This is a genomic window from Candidatus Defluviilinea proxima, assembly GCA_016721115.1.
Classification (GTDB): domain Bacteria; phylum Chloroflexota; class Anaerolineae; order Anaerolineales; family Villigracilaceae; genus Defluviilinea; species Defluviilinea proxima.
The window spans coordinates 4,047,008-4,067,743 of record JADKIW010000001.1; the positions used below are offsets into that span (position 1 = coordinate 4,047,008).

The window sequence follows — 20,736 nt, forward strand, 5'->3', positions numbered from 1 at the left end:
TTTATTTATAAGATATCCCAAGAGCTTCGAGCGCAGTTTGTGCAGCGATGCGGGCGGCAACCTGTTTACTAGCGCCGTGCCCTCTGCCATATGCCACACCTTGAATGCGGGCTTCCACCTCAAACACCTTGGCATGGTCTGGGCCTGAAGAGGAGATCGTCACGTACTGTGGAGTTCCCATCTTCTCTGCCTGTGCCCATTCTTGCAAACGACTTTTGGGATCCTGTATTTCATCAAGGATGTAGTCCTGCACATCGTTCAGAATGGGATTCACGAACGCTTCGACCGCCTTTAGGCCTGCATCCAGATACAAGGCACCGACCAACGCCTCAAATGTGGATCCCAATAAACCATCGCGGTCACTGCCCCCCGAAGAGGCTTCTCCATGACCGAGACGCAGAGCGTGTCCCAAGTCGATGCGGCGTGCAAAGTTCGCGAGCTGGTCATTGCGGACGATGGCCGAGCGGATCTTCGTCAAGTCACCTTCGGGCATTTCAGGGAAACGATTGTATGCCCACGCCCCGACAATAAAATCAAGAACGGCATCGCCTAGAAACTCGAGCCGTTCATTATCTTCCAACGCCCCGACGTTCTCGTTTACAAATGAACGATGCGTGAGAGCACGTGTCAGAAGAGATAAATCTGAAAAGGACAGATTCAACCGTCGGTTAAGGTCAGAGGCGGATTCTGGGTCCCGTGGGGTAAAGTCATTTGCCATATCCAATTCTTGAGCGGGCAGAATTGTATCATGACTATAGTTTTAAGATACAATCAGCCGAATTTCACGGAGGAACAATGTCTGAGGTCAGTAACGAGACAAGGTTTTTGCACGCGGTGGAGATGGGATTGGGTGCCTGGCAGTGGGGAGATCGAATGGTCTGGCAATATGGACAGAACTATGGCGATCAAGATGTTCATGATGCTTTCAATGCATCTATTGATGAGGGAATACGTTTTATAGATACGGCTGAAATCTATGGCAATGGACTTTCAGAACGGTTGCTTGGCAAGTTCATCAAGGAAACTGATCAACCAGTGTTGATCGCAACCAAGTACGCCACACTTCCATGGAGATTCACAAGCTCCTTCGTTCCTCGTGCATTGAAAGGAAGTCTTGAGCGTATCGGCGTGGAAAGCGTGGACTTGTATCAAGTCCATTGGCCTTCACCCCTCATGAGCGTTGACCGTTTGATGGACGGCATGGCCGCCTGTGTAAAAGAGGAGCTAACGCGTACTGTTGGGGTATCGAACTTCAATCAAACACGTATGTTGACAGCTTATTCTGCGCTTGCCCGCCAGAATATTCCACTGGCATCCAATCAGGTACATTTCAGTTTGCTGAACAAGTCGGCAGAAAAGAACGGCCTGCTGGCAAGATGCAAAGAATTAGGCGTGCGCCTGATCTCATACAGCCCACTGGAAAAAGGATTATTGGCAGGAAAGTACAACGCCAACAATCCCCCACCCGGAACTCGCGCAAGCAGATACGCGGGTCTGCTCTCCAAAATCGAACCGCTCATCAAACTGATGACATTGATCGGACAAGACCACGGCGGGAAATCAAATGCACAAGTCGCTTTGAATTGGACGATCTGCAAAGGCACACTCCCGATCCCCGGCGCAAAGAATGTGAAACAGGCGCAAGAAAACGCTGGCGCACTTGGCTGGAAGCTTACCGAAGAAGATGTAGCCAAGCTTGACGAAGCAAGCGACCAAATATCCGAATAAACAAAACGCCCGCGAAATTCGCGGGCGTTCTTCATGCAAAAATTTAGTAGAGTTTATTTCATCTTCGGTTGAAGGAAGAGTAAGAACACATATCCCAAACCAAAGAGAACTTCCACGATCACAGCGATCCATCCGTTCGCGCGAACAACGCCACCCGCCACCCCAACGATGGTGACGATCAAGCCAATCACGGTGCCTGCCAGGGCTCCCATACCGATACCTTTTTGCGCCGCTTCTGCATCCTTGGCAAACCACAAGACCAATCCCAAAGAAGCTAACGCCGCACCAACCACACGGGAAAGGAAGATTTCAGGTACACGCGCATCCATTTTCAATTGCGACAATATCAAAGTGGGGGCAAAGACCAAGACCAACCCTAGCGCCAGAACAACGATCGCATTTAAAACGAACAATACTTTGTAACTCATGTTTCTCTCCTGTTGAAATATGGTTTGTATTACAAAAACAATATACAACAACTCCAAATGAATTGGAAGTAATTACGATGAATCAACCTTACATCTACTTAACGGCTATGATCAACGCGACAAAACGCATCTCACATGGACCTTCTGCCTGCCCAACATCTTCAAGTATTTTACACTCTGACACATTGTTCCTTCTTATATTAAAATAAAATATCTCACCAAAGGAGAGTAATTATGGAAATATTCTCACTTATCATGGGCTTCATTGGTATCGCTGGCGGAATCTGTGCCGCCATCTTGCCATTGATATTTCTTGTTATCTTTGGCATTTTTATCTATCGTCGCAATCAACAAGGGAGTGCCGCCAAACAAGCCGCGCAAAGTTGGCCTGCCACTACAGGCACAGTTCTTATGTCCAGCGTGCAATCCAAACGGACCGGGACCAGCATATCCTTTTATCCCGTTGTCGTTTATCAATATACAGTCAATGGACAGTCTTATCAAAGCCAACACATCAAGGCCGGCGAGCAATTCTTCAACATACGTATCATAGGAGATGCAGAAGCAACCGTCCGCCGATATCCAAACGGCGCACAGGTAACTGTTTATTACAACCCAGCGAATCCCACAGAATCAGTTCTGGAAAGATGACATGCCCGTAGGGTATAAAAATACCCACGAAGTATGAGTTGTGCTATAATCCGCGACACGATGTATACCAGCATCCAATTTGCCAATAATAATAACGATAATGACGATCCCCGAATCGTTGAGCGAAGCTTTGCTGGTTGACGAATAAATCAAGTCGAAACCAAATCGCCCGACGCAAATGCGAAGGGCGATTTTATTTTATCTAGACCACATGCATAGACCTGACAGGTTTCATCGTGAGATGGATCTGTTGGAACGGTTGCAAACAAAAACTATTCAATTGATCAGACTCGTTTGAAAACCTGTCAGGTCTCATCACTTTTTCGGAGAAGCACTTATGTATAGAACACACACTTGCGGGGAACTACGCCCCACACACGTAGGACAAACTGTCACACTGGCGGGTTGGGTTCATCGTCGTCGTGACCATGGCGGGGTGGCCTTTTTTGATCTGCGCGATCGTGCAGGTCTGGTGCAGATCACCATCAACCCAGATATTGCCAAAGAGTCATTGGATATTACATCTAATGTCCGCATGGAATGGGTCTTGCAGATCGAAGGCACCGTGCAATTGCGCCCCACTGGGATGGCAAACCCAAAGATGAAGACAGGCGAGATCGAAGTCATTGCTACTTCAGTCACAGTGCTTAATCCATCGAAGACACCGCCTTTTATGATCAACGGCGAGAACGATCTCCCTGAAGAGAATGCCCGCCTCAAATATCGTTATCTCGACCTGCGCCGTGAACGCATGACACGCAATATGGTTTTGCGCCACAAGGTCATCAAGTTTATGCGTGACTATCTCGACAAACAAGGCTTCATCGAGATCGAAACACCGATCATGTTCAAAGCGACCCCCGAAGGCGCACGAGACTATCTTGTCCCATCCCGTCTCAACCCAGGACAGTTCTACGCCTTGCCGCAGTCGCCTCAGCAGTTGAAGCAATTGCTTATGGTCGCAGGCATGGACAAGTATTTCCAGATCGCGCGTTGCTTCCGTGATGAAGACCTGCGTGGCGACCGTCAGCCTGAGTTCACACAGCTCGACCTTGAGATGTCATATGTGCATCGGGACGATGTGTTGGCATTGGTCGAAGGCTTGTTCACGGAAATGCTTCCTGCCGTGGCTCCACAGAAGAAATTGCTTTCTTCGCCGTGGATGAAAATCCCGTATCTTGAAGCCTTGGACAAATACGGCTCCGATAAGCCCGACCTGCGCTTCGGCATGGAATTGATGAACGTGAGCGATGTGTTTGCCAAGAGCGAATTCAAAGTGTTCCAGTCCGCGTTGGAATCAGGTGGCGTGATCAAGTGTATCGTCGCGCCCAAGTCAGCGGACATGTCTCGCAAGGAACTGGATGCGCTCACAGAAGTGGCGAAGTCGTTTGGGGCAAAGGGAATGCCCTATTTGGCAGTGACAGCCGAAGGCGTGAAAGGAAGCGTGGCAAAGTTCGTAAGTGAGGCAGAGGTCGAGGCGTTGAAATCCAAAACGGGAGCAGGAGTCGACGATCTCATCGTCTTCGCAACTGATACAAAAGCCGTTGCCAACAAAACGCTCGGCGGGCTACGTCTGTGGTTCCGCGACAAATTAGATTTGGCGGACAAGGACATGATGGCGTTCGCGTGGGTCGTGGACTTCCCGTTCTTTGCATACAACGAAGAAGAGAAAAAATGGGAGTCGGAACATCACCCGTTCACGATGCCGAAATTGAGCGACCTAGATAAGTTCGACACCGACCCTGGCGCTGTGATGTCTGATGCGTATGACATGGTGTGCAACGGCTACGAGACCGCTTCGGGCTCGATAAGAATTCACCGCCGCGACATCCAGATGAAAATGTTCCAGATGCTTGGCTTGAGCGATGAGGATATTCAGGCAAAGTTTGGGCACATGCTCGAAGCATTCGAATATGGCGCACCTCCACATGGTGGCATGGCCCCAGGCATTGACCGTCTCGTGATGTTGCTTGCGGACGAACCCAACATCCGTGAAGTGATCGCCTTCCCGAAGAATCAGGCTGGACGCGATGTGATGGCGGATGCGCCATCGGAAGTCGAGCCGAAACAGTTGAAAGAATTACATATCAAGTTCGAATAATATAAACAACAGAAAGGTAAACCATGAACATAAAGGAATTGATCATCAATAAGACAGCAAAGTTTGCATACTGCACCGATGGAGCGCTGTGGTATGAAGTTGATGATTTTCGTTTCCCTGTTCCGTTTACCGATACTGTTGGCGCATGTTTCATGCCTCAGCACAAAGCGATCAATTTGATGCGCTGGATCAGAAAGCAATTGGAAGAGATCGAATCTCAAAGAAGCGCTCAGGCAACAAACTAGGTGAAACGCGGATGGGTGTCAATCAAGGCGATCTGTTTTGGGTTTCGCCGAGCGAAACAAATAAAATAGAATCTGATTACACTCATCCACATGTAATCGTTCAGGCAGAAGCGGACAGATTGACTGTTTGCGCACTGACGTCAAACCTAAAACGCGCAAAAGAACCTGGAAATGTACTGCTTGATGAAGGCGAAGCTAATCTACCCAGGCAAAGTGTGATCGTGGTCTCGCAAGTGTCTACGATGGATAAGTCACAGTTAGGCGAATATATCGGGACGTTAAGCGAAGAACGAGTTCATCAAGTGCTGGCTGGAATGCGGTTTTTGCAGGCAATGATGCAACATCACGAATAAAAATCGGTGGTTGAGCGCAAGCAGTCGAAACCACCACTAAGTAAAGAAACTCTTGTTACAAAATTACTTTTGAAACTTGTTGGTTTCGATACGGCGGTGGAGGCTAGTAACCTCACAAAGGTTCATTGATTTCCGCCGCCTACTCAACCACCGATCAAAGAGGTTATATGACACAAACCATAGACACCAAAACCGTAAAGCATGTAGCATTCCTCGTCCGTCTTGGGATCTCCGAAGAGGAAGCGGAAAAGTTCAGCGGACAGTTCTCGTCCATCATTGACTACTTCAACATGCTCAATGAAGTGGACACGACGGATGTCCCGCCTGCTTCGGATATCGCTAACGCTGAGAATGTTCTGCGTGAAGACGTGGTCAAACCGTCCATGAGCCACGAAGAATTTATCAAGAACGCTCCAAGATCAGAGCGTGGATATGTCAAAGTCCCGACCGTTTTGGGAGACGAGTAAAGATATGAACCACTGAGACACGAAGACACAGAGAATTTAAAAACTCCGTGACTCAGTGTCTCCGTGGTTAGATTTTGGACAGTATGACAATCTGACTAGGTGACTAACTAACTATGCAACTAACAAGCCTAACTATCCGCGAAGCACACGAGCTTCTCACATCCAAGAAAATCTCCTCCGTTGAATTGACTCAGGCAACGCTTGACCGCATCCGCGAGGTGGACAAGAAAGTCCAGTCCTATGTTACGGTCACGGACGAGCTTGCGCTTGAGCAGGCAAAGAAAGCCGATGAACGCATTGCCAAAGGCGAGAACATCACCCCGCTGACAGGCATTCCCTTCTCGATGAAGGATTGCATCTCAACACGCGGCGTCCCTACGACTTGTTCATCGAAGATACTCGAGAATTATGTTCCGCAATACAACGCCACAGTGACAAACAAACTCGCGGACTCTGGCGCTGTCCTCGTTGGCAAGACCAACATGGACGAGTTCGGTATGGGTTCATCCACCGAAAACTCGGGTCTCTTCACCACGCGCAATCCATGGGACCTCGAGCGCGTCCCTGGCGGTTCAAGTGGCGGCGCGGCGGCGAGCATGTCGGCGAGCCTATGTAACTTTGCCATCGGCGAAGACACGGGCGGATCGGTCCGCACGCCTGCAGGTTTCTGCGGCGTGACTGGCATCAAGCCCACATACGGACGTGTCTCCCGCTATGGTCTCATCGCACTCGCATCCTCCTTTGACGGCATTGGTCCGCTGGCACGCGATGTATATGATTGCGCAACTGTGTTCGAAGCCATTGCTGGCAATGACCCGTATGACAGCACCACTTACGCATCACCCGTTCCGAACTACACTGCGAACATCGACAAACCCGTCAAAGGGATGAAGCTTGGAATTCCCAAAGAATATTTCGTGGCAGGCATGGAAGCGGGCGTCGAGTCGTCCATTCAAGAAGCGATTCGTCAATTTGAAAAACTCGGCATGGAGATTCATGAAGTCTCGCTGCCACACACCAAATACGGTCTGCCTGTTTATTATCTTCTGCTCTTCGCCGAAGCCAGCGCCAACCTCGCCCGCATGGATGGCACGCGCTTTGGTCTATCCGTTTCAGATGGTGCAAAGGATGTGATCGACATCTATCTCAAGACTCGCCACGAAGGATTTGGCGATGAAGTGAAGCGACGCATCATGCTGGGCGCATACGCATTGTCTTCGGGATATTACGATGCGTACTATCTCAAAGCACAAAAAGTACGCACGCTTCTGCGCCGTGACTTTGAGTCTGCCTTCGCCTCCGTTGACTTGCTCGTCGCCCCCGTCTGTCCCACCACAGCTTTCAAGATCGGCGAAAAGACCAGTGACCCGTTGGAGATGTATCTCTCCGATATTTACACCGTTGCGACGAATCCTGCGGGCGTCCCTGCGTTGGCGGTCCCGTGTGGATTCTCTAACAACATGCCCGTCGGTATGCAACTCATCGGCAAACACTTGGATGAACAGACATTATTCCAAGTTGGGCATGCGTATCAGCAAGTGACAGATTGGCATACGAAGTTGCCACCAATTTGACGATAGACCATAGACCATCGAGATTGAACATCGATCTTTTCATCGTCCATTGTCAATCGTCCATGGTCAGCGAGGCAAACCAATGACCACAAATCGTATCCTCAACTGGGAAGGCTGTACCAACGTCCGTGACTTGGGCGGACTGGATGCATCCAACGGAAGCAAAACCCGTTGGGGAGCGGTTGTGCGTGGAGACCATCCTGCCAAATTGACAGAGAACGGCTGGGCGTCATTGTATGAGCATGGCATCCGCACGATCATTTCGTTGCACACGTATGGATTTGACGAGAAGGATTATCTTGAGGTCGTCCCGCCTTACTCTGACATCGAGACTTTGATCGTCGAGACAGAAGATGTGACCGACCAGGAGTTCGTCGAAAAATGGGCAAGTTCTGAGTTGTGGTGCACACCTCTTTATTATCAAGATGCACTTACCCGCTGGCCACAACGACATGCCGCCGCGCTCAAAGCGATCGCGCAGGCAAAGGCAGGTGGTGTTCTCTTCCACTGCAAGCGCGGACATGATCGCACGGGCATCATCGGTTTGTTGCTACTTGCGTCCGTGGATGTTGCACCAGAAGATATCCTTGCGGATTACGCATTGAGCGTTGACCCTGAACGGGAAGAGATTCTGGCAAATCATGGGACAACAACACGTGATGTCATTCTCAAGACGGTAAGCCAACTGAATGCCGAAGAGTATCTTCTTTCAGGCGGCCTGAGCAAGACAGATATTGAAACGCTTCGCGCACGCTTTCTTGAAAGCACAAATTAACAGAGATTGAACCATGTCGAAATTCTCAACATCCACCATGATCAACGCAGGACAGGAAGCCGCCTGGAAGGTTTTATCTGATGTTGCCCACTGGCATGAATGGACTCCCACCGTCACCAAAGTGGAAGTACTTGATGCCCCTGAGTTGAAACTTGGCAATCGTTATAAAGTGTTTCAGCCAAAACTCCAACCCGCTGAATGGACAGTAACCGTGCTCACTCCCCCATCGAACTTCACATGGGAAGCGAAGACACCAGGCATACACATGGTAGCAGAACACATTCTCACTTCAAAAGGCGCGAACCAAACCGAACTCACACTGACGTTCGCATTCAATGGATGGCTCGGCAAACTTATCGGCAGGATGTATGGCAAAATGACTGAAGAATATATCCAAACTGAAGCACAGTCGTTGAAGAAGAGAGTTGAAAATCAATAAACCAAAGACGATTGACGATAGACCATAGTCCATCGTCAATCGTCCACGGTCATCCGAAGGATACCTATGACCCAATACGAACCAGTAATCGGACTTGAAATCCACGGTGAACTGCTCACCAAATCCAAGATGTTCTGCAGTTGCTCAGCAGACTATGGCTCCGCGCCTGAACCGAACACCAACATCTGTCCCTCGTGCACAGGCTTGCCGGGTGCGATGCCTGTTGTTAACAAGAAGGCAACGGAGCTTGCGGCACTTGTCGGGCTGGCGTTGAATTGCTCGGTCAACAAACATAATACCTTTGCGCGCAAGAATTATTATTATCCCGATCTGCCCAAAGGCTATCAGATCTCGCAATACGAGTTGCCGATCTGTGAAAAAGGCTATCTTGAAGTCAATGTTGATGGTGAGGAGCAGTTCAAAGTCCGAGTGAGACGCGTGCACATCGAAGAGGACACCGCCAAACTGGCGCACGAAAAAAATTATGCGCTGGTCGATTTCAATCGCGCAGGCGTCCCATTGCTTGAGATCGTCTCCGAACCCGATATGCGCTCCGTCGAAGCCGCGCTCGATTACGCCACAAAAGTCCGCGCCATTTTGCGTTATCTCGGCGTCAACTCGGGCGATATGGAAAAAGGTGTCTTGCGCTTCGAAGCGAATATTTCTGTACGCCCCGTTGGCAGTGACGAGTTCCGCACGCGCACCGAGATCAAGAACCTCAACAGTTTCCGCGCACTCACGCGCGCCTCGGCATATGAGATCGAACGCCAGATCAAAGTGTATGAAAGCGGCGGAACCATTGTGCAAGAAACGCTCGGCTGGGACGATGTGCGCGGCGTGACCGTTTCACAGCGCAGTAAAGAAGAGGCGCACGACTATCGCTACTTCCCCGAACCCGACCTGCCTCCGCTTCAACTTTCGGATGCGTGGATCGATGCGATTCGGACTCAACTGCCCGAACTGCCTGAAGCAAAGACCGCCCGCTTCATCACGGACTTCAGCTTGACTCCGTCCGATGCGCGTTTTCTTACCTCCGAGCTTTCGCTTGCCAATTACTTCGAGAGCGTGGTCGCGAAATCCAAGAGCCCCGCGAAAACCGTCAACTCATGGATCGCTGGCGAATTCATGCGCAATCTCAACGACCTGAGCATTGACATCACGAACACCCCTGTGGACCCCGCCGACCTCGCCCAACTGATCGACATGACCACAGACAAGTCCATCAACAACAACGCGGGCAAGACCGTGCTGGCAGAAATGTTCAAGAACGGCGGCAAACCCGAGCAGATCGTCAAAGAGAAAAATCTGGCACAGGTTTCTGACGAAGGCTTTATTCAAGAGACCATTGACAAAGTCCTTGCTGATAATCCCTCTGAAGTGGAGAAATATCTCGCAGGCAAAGAGACCGTCTTCCAATGGTTCGTCGGTCAGGTGGCACGAGCGACGAAAGGCAAAGCCGATATGAATGTAGCAAAGGAGTTGCTGGTCAAGGCGTTGGAGGAGAGGAAGAAATAAATTATGAGACCGTTATCTTTTAGAAAACGGTCTCTTTTTTTTCTAGCGGTATAATCCCACTAAGTAATTATTCAAGAGACGGGGTGCATCAAGAAAACCGTTTTCATTAGACATTTCTACGCAGATTCTCCATCGCCACGCGAACAACCTTCTCAGCCCAGAGCGATTTCGGCGGTAGTTGGGGAAGTGAGAAAGAAGAGATAATAAAAATGATTATCGAAGCCATCGTTACAACAACTATTTCTTTGATAGCTGATTCTCTTTGGCAAGAAATTGTCCACAGCGGCGTAACTACACAGTTTAAAGAAAGAATCGTGAGAGGAAAAATCTCTAGCGCCATAGAAGTATCAATGAGAGACGCTCTTAATACGTTGCCTGGCTTTGAATCTGAGATTGACGAAACATCCTTTATAGATTTTCTTGGTACTCCTTCGGTTTCAAAAGAAATTCTCAAATCAATATCCTTATATGAGTTCCCAAACATTCTCTTTTTAAGAGAAGAATGGGTCAAAAAATCTCCTAGAACTTCGGCGGGCAAGGCAGAAATATTATTAACTTTGTTCCTGACCAGACTTAAGAAAAATCTTTCTCAAATCCCCGAACTCGAAGATGCTTTTTTCAAGCAAAAAACAATTATTTACTTGAGCAATATTTCAGGTCAGTTAAATTCTTTTCAATCACAGCTTTCACAGTTTACCGAAAGTTCCCTAGGGCCAATTGAAGGTCAATCGAAAGAGGAAATAGATTTACAGATCAAAGTAGAGGCGTACCGCGACATTGTAAAGAAGGGTCTTCCAAATACAGCCTTATCTTTATTGAATCCATTCGAAAAGTCCGTTGAAGAGAAAAATCTATCCAATAAATTAAAATCACAAATCCAAGGGCTCATTGGCTTTTGTTATTATTTACTTGGGAATTTCAAAGAAGCTACAAATAGATTCGACAGAGCTCTTATTTTAGACCCCCAAAGCCCAAAGGCGCTCGCAAATGCTGCTCTAGGTGCACTCCTAAACGACAAGATTGAGGAAGCAGAAAAGTATGCAAAGCAATCATTAGAAAATGGAGGGAAATCAACATCGGCTAGCGCTGTATTGGTTAATGCGCAGGCAATTCTAAGGAACTACAAAAACATTGAAGAACTCATTGATAAGAACTTCCTCGATAACAACGATTATGTGCGAGCGTTAGCTCACATTTTCTCTCACGTTCAAGATTTTGATAACGCGGAAAAATATTATAGATTATGTCTTGCCCAGAATCCGTCAGATTTTCATAGCCTTCTAGGATTAGCTTCTATTTTGACAAATAACAGAAGGTATCCGTTTAGATTTTTAGCGATAAAAGCAATTGAAGAATCAATGACACTTATAAACACAGCAATAAAGGAAGCGAACACTGGTGATAATGAAACCTTTAAAGAACAATCGCTGGCCGCCAGATCGGGCATATTATTAGGAAAGGGAGAGTTACAAGCAGCCAAAATAGATTGCACTGAGGTACTGAACAAAAACCCCAAAAATGAAATTGCTCTGCACAATCAAGGTATTATTTCGCTTTTAGAAGGGGATTTCCAGCAGGCAATCAATTGTTTTTCCGTACTTCCAGAAGAGTATCTTGTTCGAGAAAATCTTGCAACGCTTTTAGCGGAAGCGCATATTTCCAATGGAACATTCAAAAGTGCCGTAGAAACAGCCGATAAAGCCATCAAACAAAAAGACAAAGAGGACCAGATTGTTTTGATTTCAATCAAAGCCAAGGCATTAATAAAACTAAACGAGACAAATGATGCACAAAAAATAAAAGATGAACTATTAGCAACACCAAATAGTGTCCAAGCTATATTGGGAGCGGCTGAAATTGCTGAAATTCAAGGCAATTATTCTGAATCGATAGATATATTGGAAAAGGGATATAAAGCCATTGCCGATAGTGATGTTGAAAGACTGAGAATCCCCATCATCTTAGCTCTAATTTATTACCAACACAAGGATTTTTCGAACTCAATCAAATGGTTTGATTTAATGCCAAGGGAGTTTTTGGGAGATAAAGCACTCGCTCACAAGTACATTAGCGCGCTTTACACAGCCAAAAAATATGGAGACGCCTATAAAGCGCTTCAGGATGCGCGGAACTTTGGAGCGAAATCGTCAAACCTGCTAGAACTCGAATCTTGGTTGGCTGAGTATTTTGGCGACAGAAATTTAGCAATTGAACTTCAGAAAGAACTTGTTGGAGTTGAACCTCTGCAAATAAAGCATAGAATCCAATTAACAAGGCTCCAATTTTTAAACAACCAAAAAGATGAAGCAACAAGCACCCTAAACAATATAAATTCTGAGACGCTTGACAATGCCGCTGTATTAATCCAGCTTGGAGAGATGTACAGTTATATCGGTGAGAGTACGAGGGCTATTCAAACTGCATACCGAGCAAGAAAAATAGGTATTGACACTCCCGAGATACACACGTCGTACATTTCATTATTCATGCGTTTAGAGGATGAAATAAAAGATTTACTCAATGTCGATACTATTGCCCCAGACACTTCTGTACTGATAAACGACGGGGCAACAAAGCGATGGGTCAAGCTCTTATTAACAACAAAACCTACAAACGAGTGGGAATTCACACTAGATACTGAAATTGCAAAAATCCTTCTTGGGCACAAAAAGGGGGAAACAGTTGTATTTAAATCGACCCCGATTGAAACACTGAAATACACAATCGAGGAAATTCAATCGATTTACGTTAGGGCTTTTCAAGAATCGCTTGAAGAATTCGGAACAAGATTCCCCAATCATGATGGTATGAATAAAATGGATATATCGGATGGAGATATATCAAAAATAATCATACCGATATATAGAAGAAACATGTTCGTTGATCAAGTATTAGATTTTTACAGACAAGGAAAGTTTCCGATAAGCACAGTCGCAAAAGTGATTCACGCAAGTCAATATGAGATATTTCCCTCATTTCAAGTTATGAAGGGAAATCGAATTTTTGCAAGCTACGGAAGCGCCGCTGACCAAAAAATACAAATGGAAGCAATATCAAGTGCCATTTCAATTACGCTTGATATAACCGGGCTCCTTACGCTTTCACACTTAGGTTTTCTGTCAATATTGCAAACGAGATTTGAAAATATCTATATTCATCAATCGATGATAGATGAAATAGATGAGTTGGTCTTTAAGAGACGATTTGAACTTAAGAATGGCGCTCGATATATTGGCTATCATGAAGGACGCCCATATTTTGAAGAAACATCTCCAACTCAAATCGATCAGAATATTAAGTTTCTAAATGAGCTACGGTCGTTCTTAACCGAAAAATGCCATACTGTCGCAATTTCACCTGAAACAGCTTCAAATGTTCAATTCTCAGAAGCTGCTAGGGAAAGCATGGATGAACTCGCAAGTTTCCTTATTTTGATTGCCAAATCAACCAACTCTCCCATTTATACCGATGATGCAGCCATTCGGTCGCTTGCAAATGATATTGCGGGAACTTCTGGCTTTTGGTCACAGATACTATTACTTGATGCAATGAACAAAAATATTATCAACAAAGATCAATATGAAAGTGCCGTAGCAAAGTTAATTAAATCGAATTACTTTTTGTATCAGTCAATAAAGATTTAATCGTCTCTCTTCTCGAAAAGTCTTCTTACACTGTAAGTGACGATTTCGTCAACTCAATTCTACGGGGCTTAAGGGGACCAGAAGCTGACGAAAACCTTTCTACTAGAATAGCCGCTGAAACATTGAAAGAAATCTGGTTGTCAAGTGCTTCTATGGACCAAAAGGTTTTTATATTAGATGCTATCCTTCGCAATTTATTTATTGGGCGTTCAAGCGACATTGTGGTTATGAAACTCACTCAAGCACTCAGGGGTCTTTTTGGAGTTGCATCCCAAAATCAATTGAATAAGCTTATTGAACAAATAAGGCTTTACCATGCAGTAAATCTTCAAATTCACTAACAATAAAAACTTCTACCTTCGGTGACTTTGTAAAATACAAGATACACCTCACCACCGTGGAGAAGACTAAACCTTCATCCCATCGATCCGCGAGAGGTTCCTACTATCGTTTGCACGGCGGACGTGAGCCCATTCGCAGTCTTGGTATTGCGGCGGACTTCTGATACATATGGCCACACTGACTTCTGAGCCACAGAAATTTGCCTTTTGATATTTCAAGACGTGTCTTATATCAACATCCCTGATTTTCAGGGATGTTTTTCTACCGCATCCTCACGCACGTTTCATATGCATGAACAAACTTTTCAACTGTTGTGTAAGCCAAATATTAAACTTTGGAACTAGACAACCATATCATCACAAATGATTCTTATTTATTTTTAATCTCATCTGAAATTAATTTTTTCGATCTTGCAACAAGATTAGCGACGTTTCTCACCACAAATCGGCATTTATAGATTCCACAGTACTTTTGTTTTTGCCAAGCTTGCAGTATTGTTTGTAACTTTCCCTTATTCTTTGTTTCGCAAAGCAGTAGAAGCATGTAACCTTTATCTCTGTCCTATTTGGACAAACATACTCGAGTATGTAAAAAACGCAAGAACAAAGATTTTGGAGGTACCATGTTAACGAAAATAATCAGGATTTCTATCGTATTGCTGAGCTTACTGGCTCTTACAACCCCATCCTCAGCGAAATCCCAAGGGAGCGAAACTCTCCCCGTAGACGTGTTTGTTTCCACAGAAGTTAGCCCCGCAAGCCTTCTTATCGGCGAGACCGCATTGGTCAGCGTCAAATTGAATAACATCCCCATGGAGGGATATAAGAGCGCAGAGTTCACTTGTACCTACGATGGAACTCTGGTTGAAAAAAGCAATATCGCTGTCACCGAGCTCTTTGGTGCAGGGCCGATTACCATGATCCATGATCCGCAACCTGGTACGTTCATCGTTGCGATCGCAGGTGCGAACAGCAATCGAGCCATCACCAGTGGTACAGCATTTACCTTTAGTGCCAAAGGCCTACAGGCAGGACAGTCCGCGGTTCAATGTGCGGCGCGTGTCTCTCAAGACAACAACCTGGCAATGGATGTTCCATCGGTTGGGGCTACCCTCACCATTCTGTCAGCTTCATCCGCGACCGTCACCCCGGGCGGGCAGGGGCTAACCGGTCCAGCGACTAGCAACCCCTCTTTCCTATTTTATCTGCGAAAGAGACCCACACCGCGTCCTACAAGGACCGTGATCGCACCCACTGCTACCAAGCTTCCTCAACAAACTGTGATCGCGCCCACAGCCACCAATTCCCCAATACCGAACCCAACTCAAACCATGATGCCCGGATCGACCTCGATGCAACTCTGGCATGCCCCGGGTTCGCATGATGGTCTGAACCCTCACGAGCACGGTGATAAGCCGCCTGCATGGGCAGATGACTTCAGTGTCGTCAATTTCGGACACCCTGTGATCTTTGGCGGGGATGAGCGTTCGGGCGAAATGGAAGTTACGATGAAACACCAGGCTTTTAAGGGCGTTGCCTATCGCGTCAACAGTGGATCGTCCTGCCCGGTGGATGTGTATTTCCGCTATCATGCGGCATCGAACCCCATGGACCGTGCCTTCGCGTTCCATTCTTACGAGTTGTACATGCGTGACTGCAAGGGCGGAACATCTTTTCGTCAAGGCGTGTATTGGGTCGGCTATCCTGAATTCAGATCGCAGCGCATGAGCCGTTACAACGAACAAGCCGGCACCAAATTACCGGATGGCTCCATCGCACCCGGACGCAATCAATTCATTATCGGAGCACCAGATACTCGGGATTGGAATGGGTCGAATGGGATCCTACAAACCCGTTGTGAACAATGGTACGCGTTCGCCGGACCACAAGGTGGGGAGTTTAGTATCACCATCTGCGGAGCCACAACCCGATTCTCATACGATGAGCACCTTACCGATTACCACGATATGAGTACGTGGGATCTGACAGGCGCTACAGGTCTGGGACGAAGGTTTGAAATTTCGCTGTATGGAACCAATTCCCCCATCCCGACCAATCAACCCGCCGGATGGTTCTGCGCGATAAAAGCCCCCATTGAAGACAAAGTGGAAGGCCCAACACATCGCCCTAAGTGGACGTTAATTACAAACGGCATCAACGGCCCGACAGGTTGTCCGGCAGGCTATTTGCCACAATATACAGCCCCGACCTTTCCCAATACCGGGATATATTCCACGCTAGGAAATACCTTGAACACGAAAACCTTCCCCGGCGATGGAGTTGTGACCGTACCGAACTAAACAACAATCGTGTCGTCCATTTTCTAGATCTAGAATCCCTGCCTTAGAAGAATCGAAAGGCGGATCCGTCAGTCTGGAACTGGCACAATTAATAGATAACCATGCAGGGCGCACAAGGTTGTGCGCCCTGCTCATGGAGTACGAGGTGAAAGAGTTGCTAGTCAAGGCATTGGAAGAACTAAGGAAGTAATTTCAAGAGACAGTCACCTTGAAGGTGACTGTCTCTTTTTATGGCGGTATAATCTCCTCAAGGAGGTAATCCATGACAGTACACATCAACAAGACTATTTTCATCGCCAATTTACTCATCATATTTTTACTTGGTTGTAGCTCTTCAGCAACACAACCAACGCCAACGCCATCAATATTATCAACCAATACAGCCCTGCCAACTGTGAGTTACACAGCTACACTGAGTATTGATCATCCCCCAACTCGTACACCAAATACCAAACCATCCTCGGCTATTTCGTCAATTTCAATAGAGGTCCCTCTAATTATTAACAGCCCACGCGTTACAGCACAATGCTTGGATGCCTTGAGTCAATCTACTGAAAAAGGTTTAGGAAAAGGAGTTGTTGTTCTAAAAACATTTGGGCTTGGATATTCCCTTTGGAATCTGGAAACAAACGAAAGAATCAGCCTAGAGACAGACAACAACTTGACATCAGCAAACTCATCTGTGTCACCAAATGGAAAATTATTAGCTCTTGAGAAATATACAACAGGTGATAACTTCAAAGATTATTTATTCATCATGGATTCAAATGGCCAAGTAACGAAGACTTTGGACGGCGAATATCTTCAATCCTACAACCCCGCATGGTCTTGGCTAAACGATCAACAACTGATTTTTAATATTTCCTTTCTCTATCCAGAACTATCTGGCTACAACTATCCTGAGAGGTTCTTGGCACTCAACCCCCTCACGGGAGAACAACAACATCTTGTTGCTAAATTCCCAAATATATTCGATTCAGGCACAGAACCGACGCCATGGGATTATCCGTGGACAAAGAGTCGTGTCGCATACAATTCAAGACTCAGTCACGCTGTTTACCTTGGCGAAGGTGTAATCAAATATTCGCTTTGGGATTTTGCGAAAGGAAAATCCGTAGCCGATATATTGTCATTACAAGGACATTCAGGTCCCCCACGCTGGTCGCCTGATGGTTCAAAATTTTTGATGTTAGGTTTTCTTGGCGATGTTGCGAATTTGCCGGCTGAATTTGACTATCATCTTTATTTAGTGGATACAAATGGAAATATGAAAGTCCTTGACGATGGTTTGGATATGAGCTTTGGGGGGTATTTCTGGTCACCTTCAGGTCGATATGTCGCGCTATATATTTATCAAGATAACAGTTACAACAGACTATCCATTCTTGATACACAAAGCATGAACATTACAGATTACTGCATGGATTTCATACCTGTTAGAGATTATATTGAAACACCGCCAATATGGTCTCCGGACGAAAGTCAACTCATAATAGAAGTTGAAATTCCTCAAAAAAGTATGAACGATGAGTATCTCTCAGTGTTAGTTTTGGTTGATTTCGCTAAAGGGACAGTTGTTCAAATCGCCGAGGACACACAGGCGAAAGGCTGGATGACAAACACCCCTTAGTATAAGAACTCGGAGATTTTGAAAATCTCCGAGTTCTTGTTTACCCAGCATCCACCACTTCCATCTCTCACAACCGTAGAGAAGCCTAAACCTTCCTTCGCAAGATCCATGCGGACTCTATATCGTTAGCCAGACTTGGTCACTAAACAGGAACTCAGAAAAGCAAATAAGCGTTATGAACCAATATGCAAACAAGAAAAATCTTTTCCGCTTTTCTGGGCGCACTTCTTTTCACAGCTTGCGGAGCTGTTACACCAATTCCATCCACAGAAGCAGCATACCAATATCCAACTCCACAAATCCCTGTTGAAATCGACCCTTTTGCGCCAAGTGTCTCATTTAAGCAAGCCAGCATCGCAGGCAATGATGAGTTATATATCGGGAAATATATTCTGCGAAATTGGTGCAAACCGCTAGATTTTATGGATTATTGTGCGATAACCATTTCAACCCTTAACGAGAAGCAAGTGGATATAGTAAACTGGCACAGTTATATATCTCACGAAACAGGAACTGACCTAACAGGGACAGGTATCCCAAATATTGTCATTATTTCTGAAATCGGAAATGCAGCAGGGGAACAGTTCATAAGAATCTTTGAAGCTGGAGATTCTCTAAAGGAAATCTTATTTATAGGAAGTCGTCGAGACTGGAAATTTGAAGATTTGAACAATGACAAAGCTTTCGAGTTCATTGGAGACGCCAGAGTTTGGTCAAAATTCAGCGATTGCCAGATATTAAACTTCCCTTATGTGCAAGAATACACTCCAAATGTCGGCTATACAATTGGAACGCATAAATATAAAGAGATATTGTATTCAAGTATTCAATATTGGCTGGAGAATATCGATACTTATAAAAAAGAAAATCCTGGAACAGAAATCCCTTTGTGCAGAGTTTACGGTGTAGTAGCGGCATACTTGGTCTCTGGGCAAACCGAAAAAGCATGGGCTATTCTTGATACAAATTACTCACCAGACAAAGCCGCAGAATACAAAGTTGGTTTTCAAGAAGACCTAAAAAATCTACTACCATAATGCAAGGTGGAAAGAAAATCGCCCAAGATGAGTATGCCGTGGGCGGTGTTTATTCTTACGCATCCACCACTTCCCCTCTCACAGTAGAGAAGATACCGAACCATCAAACAACCCTCTGCTATAATTGCGGTATCACAAACTAAAGGACTTTCACATGGCTGAATACATCAGCGTTTCAAAAATTTCAAACTACATTGGGCAAGAAGTGACCGTCAAGGGCTGGGTCTATAATCGCACAGATAAGGGCAAGCTGGTCTTTTTGCTCGTCCGCGATGGCTCGGGCTTTGTGCAATGCGTGGCCTTCAAAGGCGATCTTGAACCAGAAGTCTTTGACCGAGTCTCGCGCCTGCCGCAGGAGTCATCGGTCATTATCACGGGGTCGATCCGTGAAGATAAGCGCGCACCAGGTATCCCTGGCGGATATGAACTCGGAGTGAAGCAGATCGAGGTGGTGCAAGAGGCGGGCTTGGATTATCCGATGTCGCTCAAAGATCACGGTCCCGAATTCGCGCTCGACAATCGTCACTTGTGGATCCGTATGCAAAGTCAGTGGGCGATCTTGCGCGTGCGCGTGCGTGTCATGTCTGCGGTGCGCGAGTATCTCGATGGTCAGGGCTTCTTCAATCTCGATACGCCCATCCTCACCCCCGCCGCCGCCGAAGGGACAACCACTCTGTTCGAGACTCCCTACTTCGACGAAGGCTTTGCCTATCTCGCGCAAACAGGACAACTCTACAACGAGGCCAACATCTTCGCCTTCGGAAAAGTCTACTGCTTTGGGCCGACCTTCCGCGCTGAGAAATCAAAAACGCGTCGCCACTTAACCGAGTTCTGGATGCTCGAACCCGAAATCGCTTTTTGCGACCTCGACGGTTTGATGGAAGTCGAAGAGGGTCTCATCACACACATCGTTCAATCCGTATTGAAAGATTGCGCGGCGGAGTTGAAATTCCTTGGACGCGATATTTCCAAACTCGAAAATGTGACTGGCACCTTCCCGCGTATGTCCTATGACGATGCAGCAAAATACCTGATCGAGCTCTACGAAAAAGAGACCGACCCCGAACGTAAGGAACTGCTCAAATTCGAATGGGGCATGGACTTCGGCGCTCCGCACGAAACCGAACTCACCAAACTGTACGATAAGCCTGTGTTCGTCTATGGCTATCCTAGCGCAGTCAAAGCATTCTACATGGAACCGTGGCCCGGTCGACCCGAAGTCTGCAAGTCCGTGGACTTGCTTGCACCCGAAGGCTATGGCGAGATCTGTGGCGGCTCTGAGCGCATGAGTGATCCTGATAAATTGCTGGCACGCATTCAAAAAGAAGGCTTGCCCGAAGAAGCGTTCAAGTGGTATCTCGAACTTCGCAAGTATGGTTCTGTCCCCCACTCTGGTTTCGGCATGGGCACCGAACGTGTCACTGCCTGGATCTGCGGCATCGAACACATCCGCGAGGCTATCCCCTTCCCAAGAACGATTAAGAGAATTTACCCGTAACACAAAAAGA

At 46.6% G+C, this 20,736-nt stretch carries 17 protein-coding genes; 15 read left to right on the forward strand and 2 right to left on the reverse strand.

Annotation, left to right across the window (positions count from 1 at the left end):
- Nucleotide 1: 1 nt before the first annotated feature.
- Entirely contained in the window at nucleotides 2–718 is a 717-nt protein-coding gene (rnc, locus tag IPP66_18740) for a ribonuclease III (protein ID MBK9927312.1), read from the reverse strand.
- A 77-nt stretch (nucleotides 719–795) separates the two neighbouring features.
- Between rnc and IPP66_18745 the strand changes: the two genes are divergently transcribed.
- Nucleotides 796–1,728 carry an aldo/keto reductase gene (locus IPP66_18745; protein ID MBK9927313.1) on the forward strand — a complete coding sequence of 311 codons (933 nt, stop codon included), beginning with the start codon at nucleotides 796–798 and terminating at the stop codon, nucleotides 1,726–1,728.
- A gap of 53 nt (nucleotides 1,729–1,781) precedes the next feature.
- Here the strand turns inward: IPP66_18745 and IPP66_18750 are convergent, their stop codons facing one another.
- Nucleotides 1,782–2,156 (reverse strand): hypothetical protein, encoded by a 375-nt coding sequence (locus tag IPP66_18750; GenBank protein ID MBK9927314.1) that lies wholly within the window; start codon nucleotides 2,154–2,156, stop codon nucleotides 1,782–1,784.
- Nucleotides 2,157–2,390: 234 nt separating this feature from the next.
- On the opposite strand from IPP66_18750, the gene IPP66_18755 reads away from it, so the two are divergent.
- From IPP66_18755 to asnS, 14 genes are all read left to right on the forward strand, one after another.
- Complete coding sequence (locus tag IPP66_18755) at nucleotides 2,391–2,807, forward strand: DUF3592 domain-containing protein (protein MBK9927315.1); 417 nt, start codon at nucleotides 2,391–2,393, stop codon at nucleotides 2,805–2,807.
- A 337-nt stretch (nucleotides 2,808–3,144) separates the two neighbouring features.
- Nucleotides 3,145–4,908 (forward strand): aspartate--tRNA ligase, encoded by a 1,764-nt coding sequence (gene aspS, locus IPP66_18760; protein MBK9927316.1) that lies wholly within the window; start codon nucleotides 3,145–3,147, stop codon nucleotides 4,906–4,908.
- A 23-nt stretch (nucleotides 4,909–4,931) separates the two neighbouring features.
- The gene (locus tag IPP66_18765) at nucleotides 4,932–5,153 is read left to right on the forward strand and encodes a hypothetical protein (protein MBK9927317.1); all 222 of its coding nucleotides are present in this window, start codon (nucleotides 4,932–4,934) and stop codon (nucleotides 5,151–5,153) included.
- Between the two features lie 11 nt (nucleotides 5,154–5,164).
- Nucleotides 5,165–5,506, forward strand: coding sequence for a type II toxin-antitoxin system PemK/MazF family toxin (locus IPP66_18770; protein ID MBK9927318.1), 342 nt, complete (start codon nucleotides 5,165–5,167; stop codon nucleotides 5,504–5,506).
- Between the two features lie 167 nt (nucleotides 5,507–5,673).
- Entirely contained in the window at nucleotides 5,674–5,973 is a 300-nt protein-coding gene (gene gatC / locus IPP66_18775; GenBank protein MBK9927319.1) for an Asp-tRNA(Asn)/Glu-tRNA(Gln) amidotransferase subunit GatC, read from the forward strand.
- A gap of 113 nt (nucleotides 5,974–6,086) precedes the next feature.
- Nucleotides 6,087–7,547, forward strand: coding sequence for an Asp-tRNA(Asn)/Glu-tRNA(Gln) amidotransferase subunit GatA (gatA, locus tag IPP66_18780; protein MBK9927320.1), 1,461 nt, complete (start codon nucleotides 6,087–6,089; stop codon nucleotides 7,545–7,547).
- An 82-nt stretch (nucleotides 7,548–7,629) separates the two neighbouring features.
- Nucleotides 7,630–8,322: a tyrosine-protein phosphatase gene (locus IPP66_18785; GenBank protein MBK9927321.1), complete on the forward strand. Its 693-nt coding sequence runs from the start codon at nucleotides 7,630–7,632 to the stop codon at nucleotides 8,320–8,322.
- Nucleotides 8,323–8,335: 13 nt separating this feature from the next.
- The gene (locus IPP66_18790; protein ID MBK9927322.1) at nucleotides 8,336–8,761 is read left to right on the forward strand and encodes an SRPBCC family protein; all 426 of its coding nucleotides are present in this window, start codon (nucleotides 8,336–8,338) and stop codon (nucleotides 8,759–8,761) included.
- Between the two features lie 66 nt (nucleotides 8,762–8,827).
- Nucleotides 8,828–10,276, forward strand: a complete 1,449-nt coding sequence (gene gatB / locus IPP66_18795; GenBank protein MBK9927323.1) for an Asp-tRNA(Asn)/Glu-tRNA(Gln) amidotransferase subunit GatB — start codon at nucleotides 8,828–8,830, stop codon at nucleotides 10,274–10,276.
- A 209-nt stretch (nucleotides 10,277–10,485) separates the two neighbouring features.
- On the forward strand, nucleotides 10,486–13,920 hold the full coding sequence (locus tag IPP66_18800; protein MBK9927324.1) for a tetratricopeptide repeat protein: 3,435 nt from the start codon (nucleotides 10,486–10,488) through the stop codon (nucleotides 13,918–13,920).
- 964 nt (nucleotides 13,921–14,884) lie between these two features.
- Complete coding sequence (locus IPP66_18805) at nucleotides 14,885–16,561, forward strand: hypothetical protein (GenBank protein MBK9927325.1); 1,677 nt, start codon at nucleotides 14,885–14,887, stop codon at nucleotides 16,559–16,561.
- 262 nt (nucleotides 16,562–16,823) lie between these two features.
- Complete coding sequence (locus tag IPP66_18810) at nucleotides 16,824–18,191, forward strand: hypothetical protein (protein MBK9927326.1); 1,368 nt, start codon at nucleotides 16,824–16,826, stop codon at nucleotides 18,189–18,191.
- A 185-nt stretch (nucleotides 18,192–18,376) separates the two neighbouring features.
- The gene (locus IPP66_18815) at nucleotides 18,377–19,228 is read left to right on the forward strand and encodes a hypothetical protein (GenBank protein MBK9927327.1); all 852 of its coding nucleotides are present in this window, start codon (nucleotides 18,377–18,379) and stop codon (nucleotides 19,226–19,228) included.
- Between the two features lie 154 nt (nucleotides 19,229–19,382).
- Entirely contained in the window at nucleotides 19,383–20,726 is a 1,344-nt protein-coding gene (gene asnS / locus IPP66_18820; protein MBK9927328.1) for an asparagine--tRNA ligase, read from the forward strand.
- Nucleotides 20,727–20,736 lie beyond the last annotated feature (10 nt).

Coding starts and splice junctions, on each gene's coding strand:
- rnc (MBK9927312.1), bottom strand. CDS start 718: ATGGCAAATGACTTTACCCCACGGGACCCAGAATCCGCCTCTGACCTT.
- IPP66_18745 (MBK9927313.1), top strand. CDS start 796: ATGTCTGAGGTCAGTAACGAGACAAGGTTTTTGCACGCGGTGGAGATG.
- IPP66_18750 (MBK9927314.1), bottom strand. CDS start 2,156: ATGAGTTACAAAGTATTGTTCGTTTTAAATGCGATCGTTGTTCTGGCG.
- IPP66_18755 (MBK9927315.1), top strand. CDS start 2,391: ATGGAAATATTCTCACTTATCATGGGCTTCATTGGTATCGCTGGCGGA.
- aspS (MBK9927316.1), top strand. CDS start 3,145: ATGTATAGAACACACACTTGCGGGGAACTACGCCCCACACACGTAGGA.
- IPP66_18765 (MBK9927317.1), top strand. CDS start 4,932: ATGAACATAAAGGAATTGATCATCAATAAGACAGCAAAGTTTGCATAC.
- IPP66_18770 (MBK9927318.1), top strand. CDS start 5,165: ATGGGTGTCAATCAAGGCGATCTGTTTTGGGTTTCGCCGAGCGAAACA.
- gatC (MBK9927319.1), top strand. CDS start 5,674: ATGACACAAACCATAGACACCAAAACCGTAAAGCATGTAGCATTCCTC.
- gatA (MBK9927320.1), top strand. CDS start 6,087: ATGCAACTAACAAGCCTAACTATCCGCGAAGCACACGAGCTTCTCACA.
- IPP66_18785 (MBK9927321.1), top strand. CDS start 7,630: ATGACCACAAATCGTATCCTCAACTGGGAAGGCTGTACCAACGTCCGT.
- IPP66_18790 (MBK9927322.1), top strand. CDS start 8,336: ATGTCGAAATTCTCAACATCCACCATGATCAACGCAGGACAGGAAGCC.
- gatB (MBK9927323.1), top strand. CDS start 8,828: ATGACCCAATACGAACCAGTAATCGGACTTGAAATCCACGGTGAACTG.
- IPP66_18800 (MBK9927324.1), top strand. CDS start 10,486: ATGATTATCGAAGCCATCGTTACAACAACTATTTCTTTGATAGCTGAT.
- IPP66_18805 (MBK9927325.1), top strand. CDS start 14,885: ATGTTAACGAAAATAATCAGGATTTCTATCGTATTGCTGAGCTTACTG.
- IPP66_18810 (MBK9927326.1), top strand. CDS start 16,824: ATGACAGTACACATCAACAAGACTATTTTCATCGCCAATTTACTCATC.
- IPP66_18815 (MBK9927327.1), top strand. CDS start 18,377: ATGCAAACAAGAAAAATCTTTTCCGCTTTTCTGGGCGCACTTCTTTTC.
- asnS (MBK9927328.1), top strand. CDS start 19,383: ATGGCTGAATACATCAGCGTTTCAAAAATTTCAAACTACATTGGGCAA.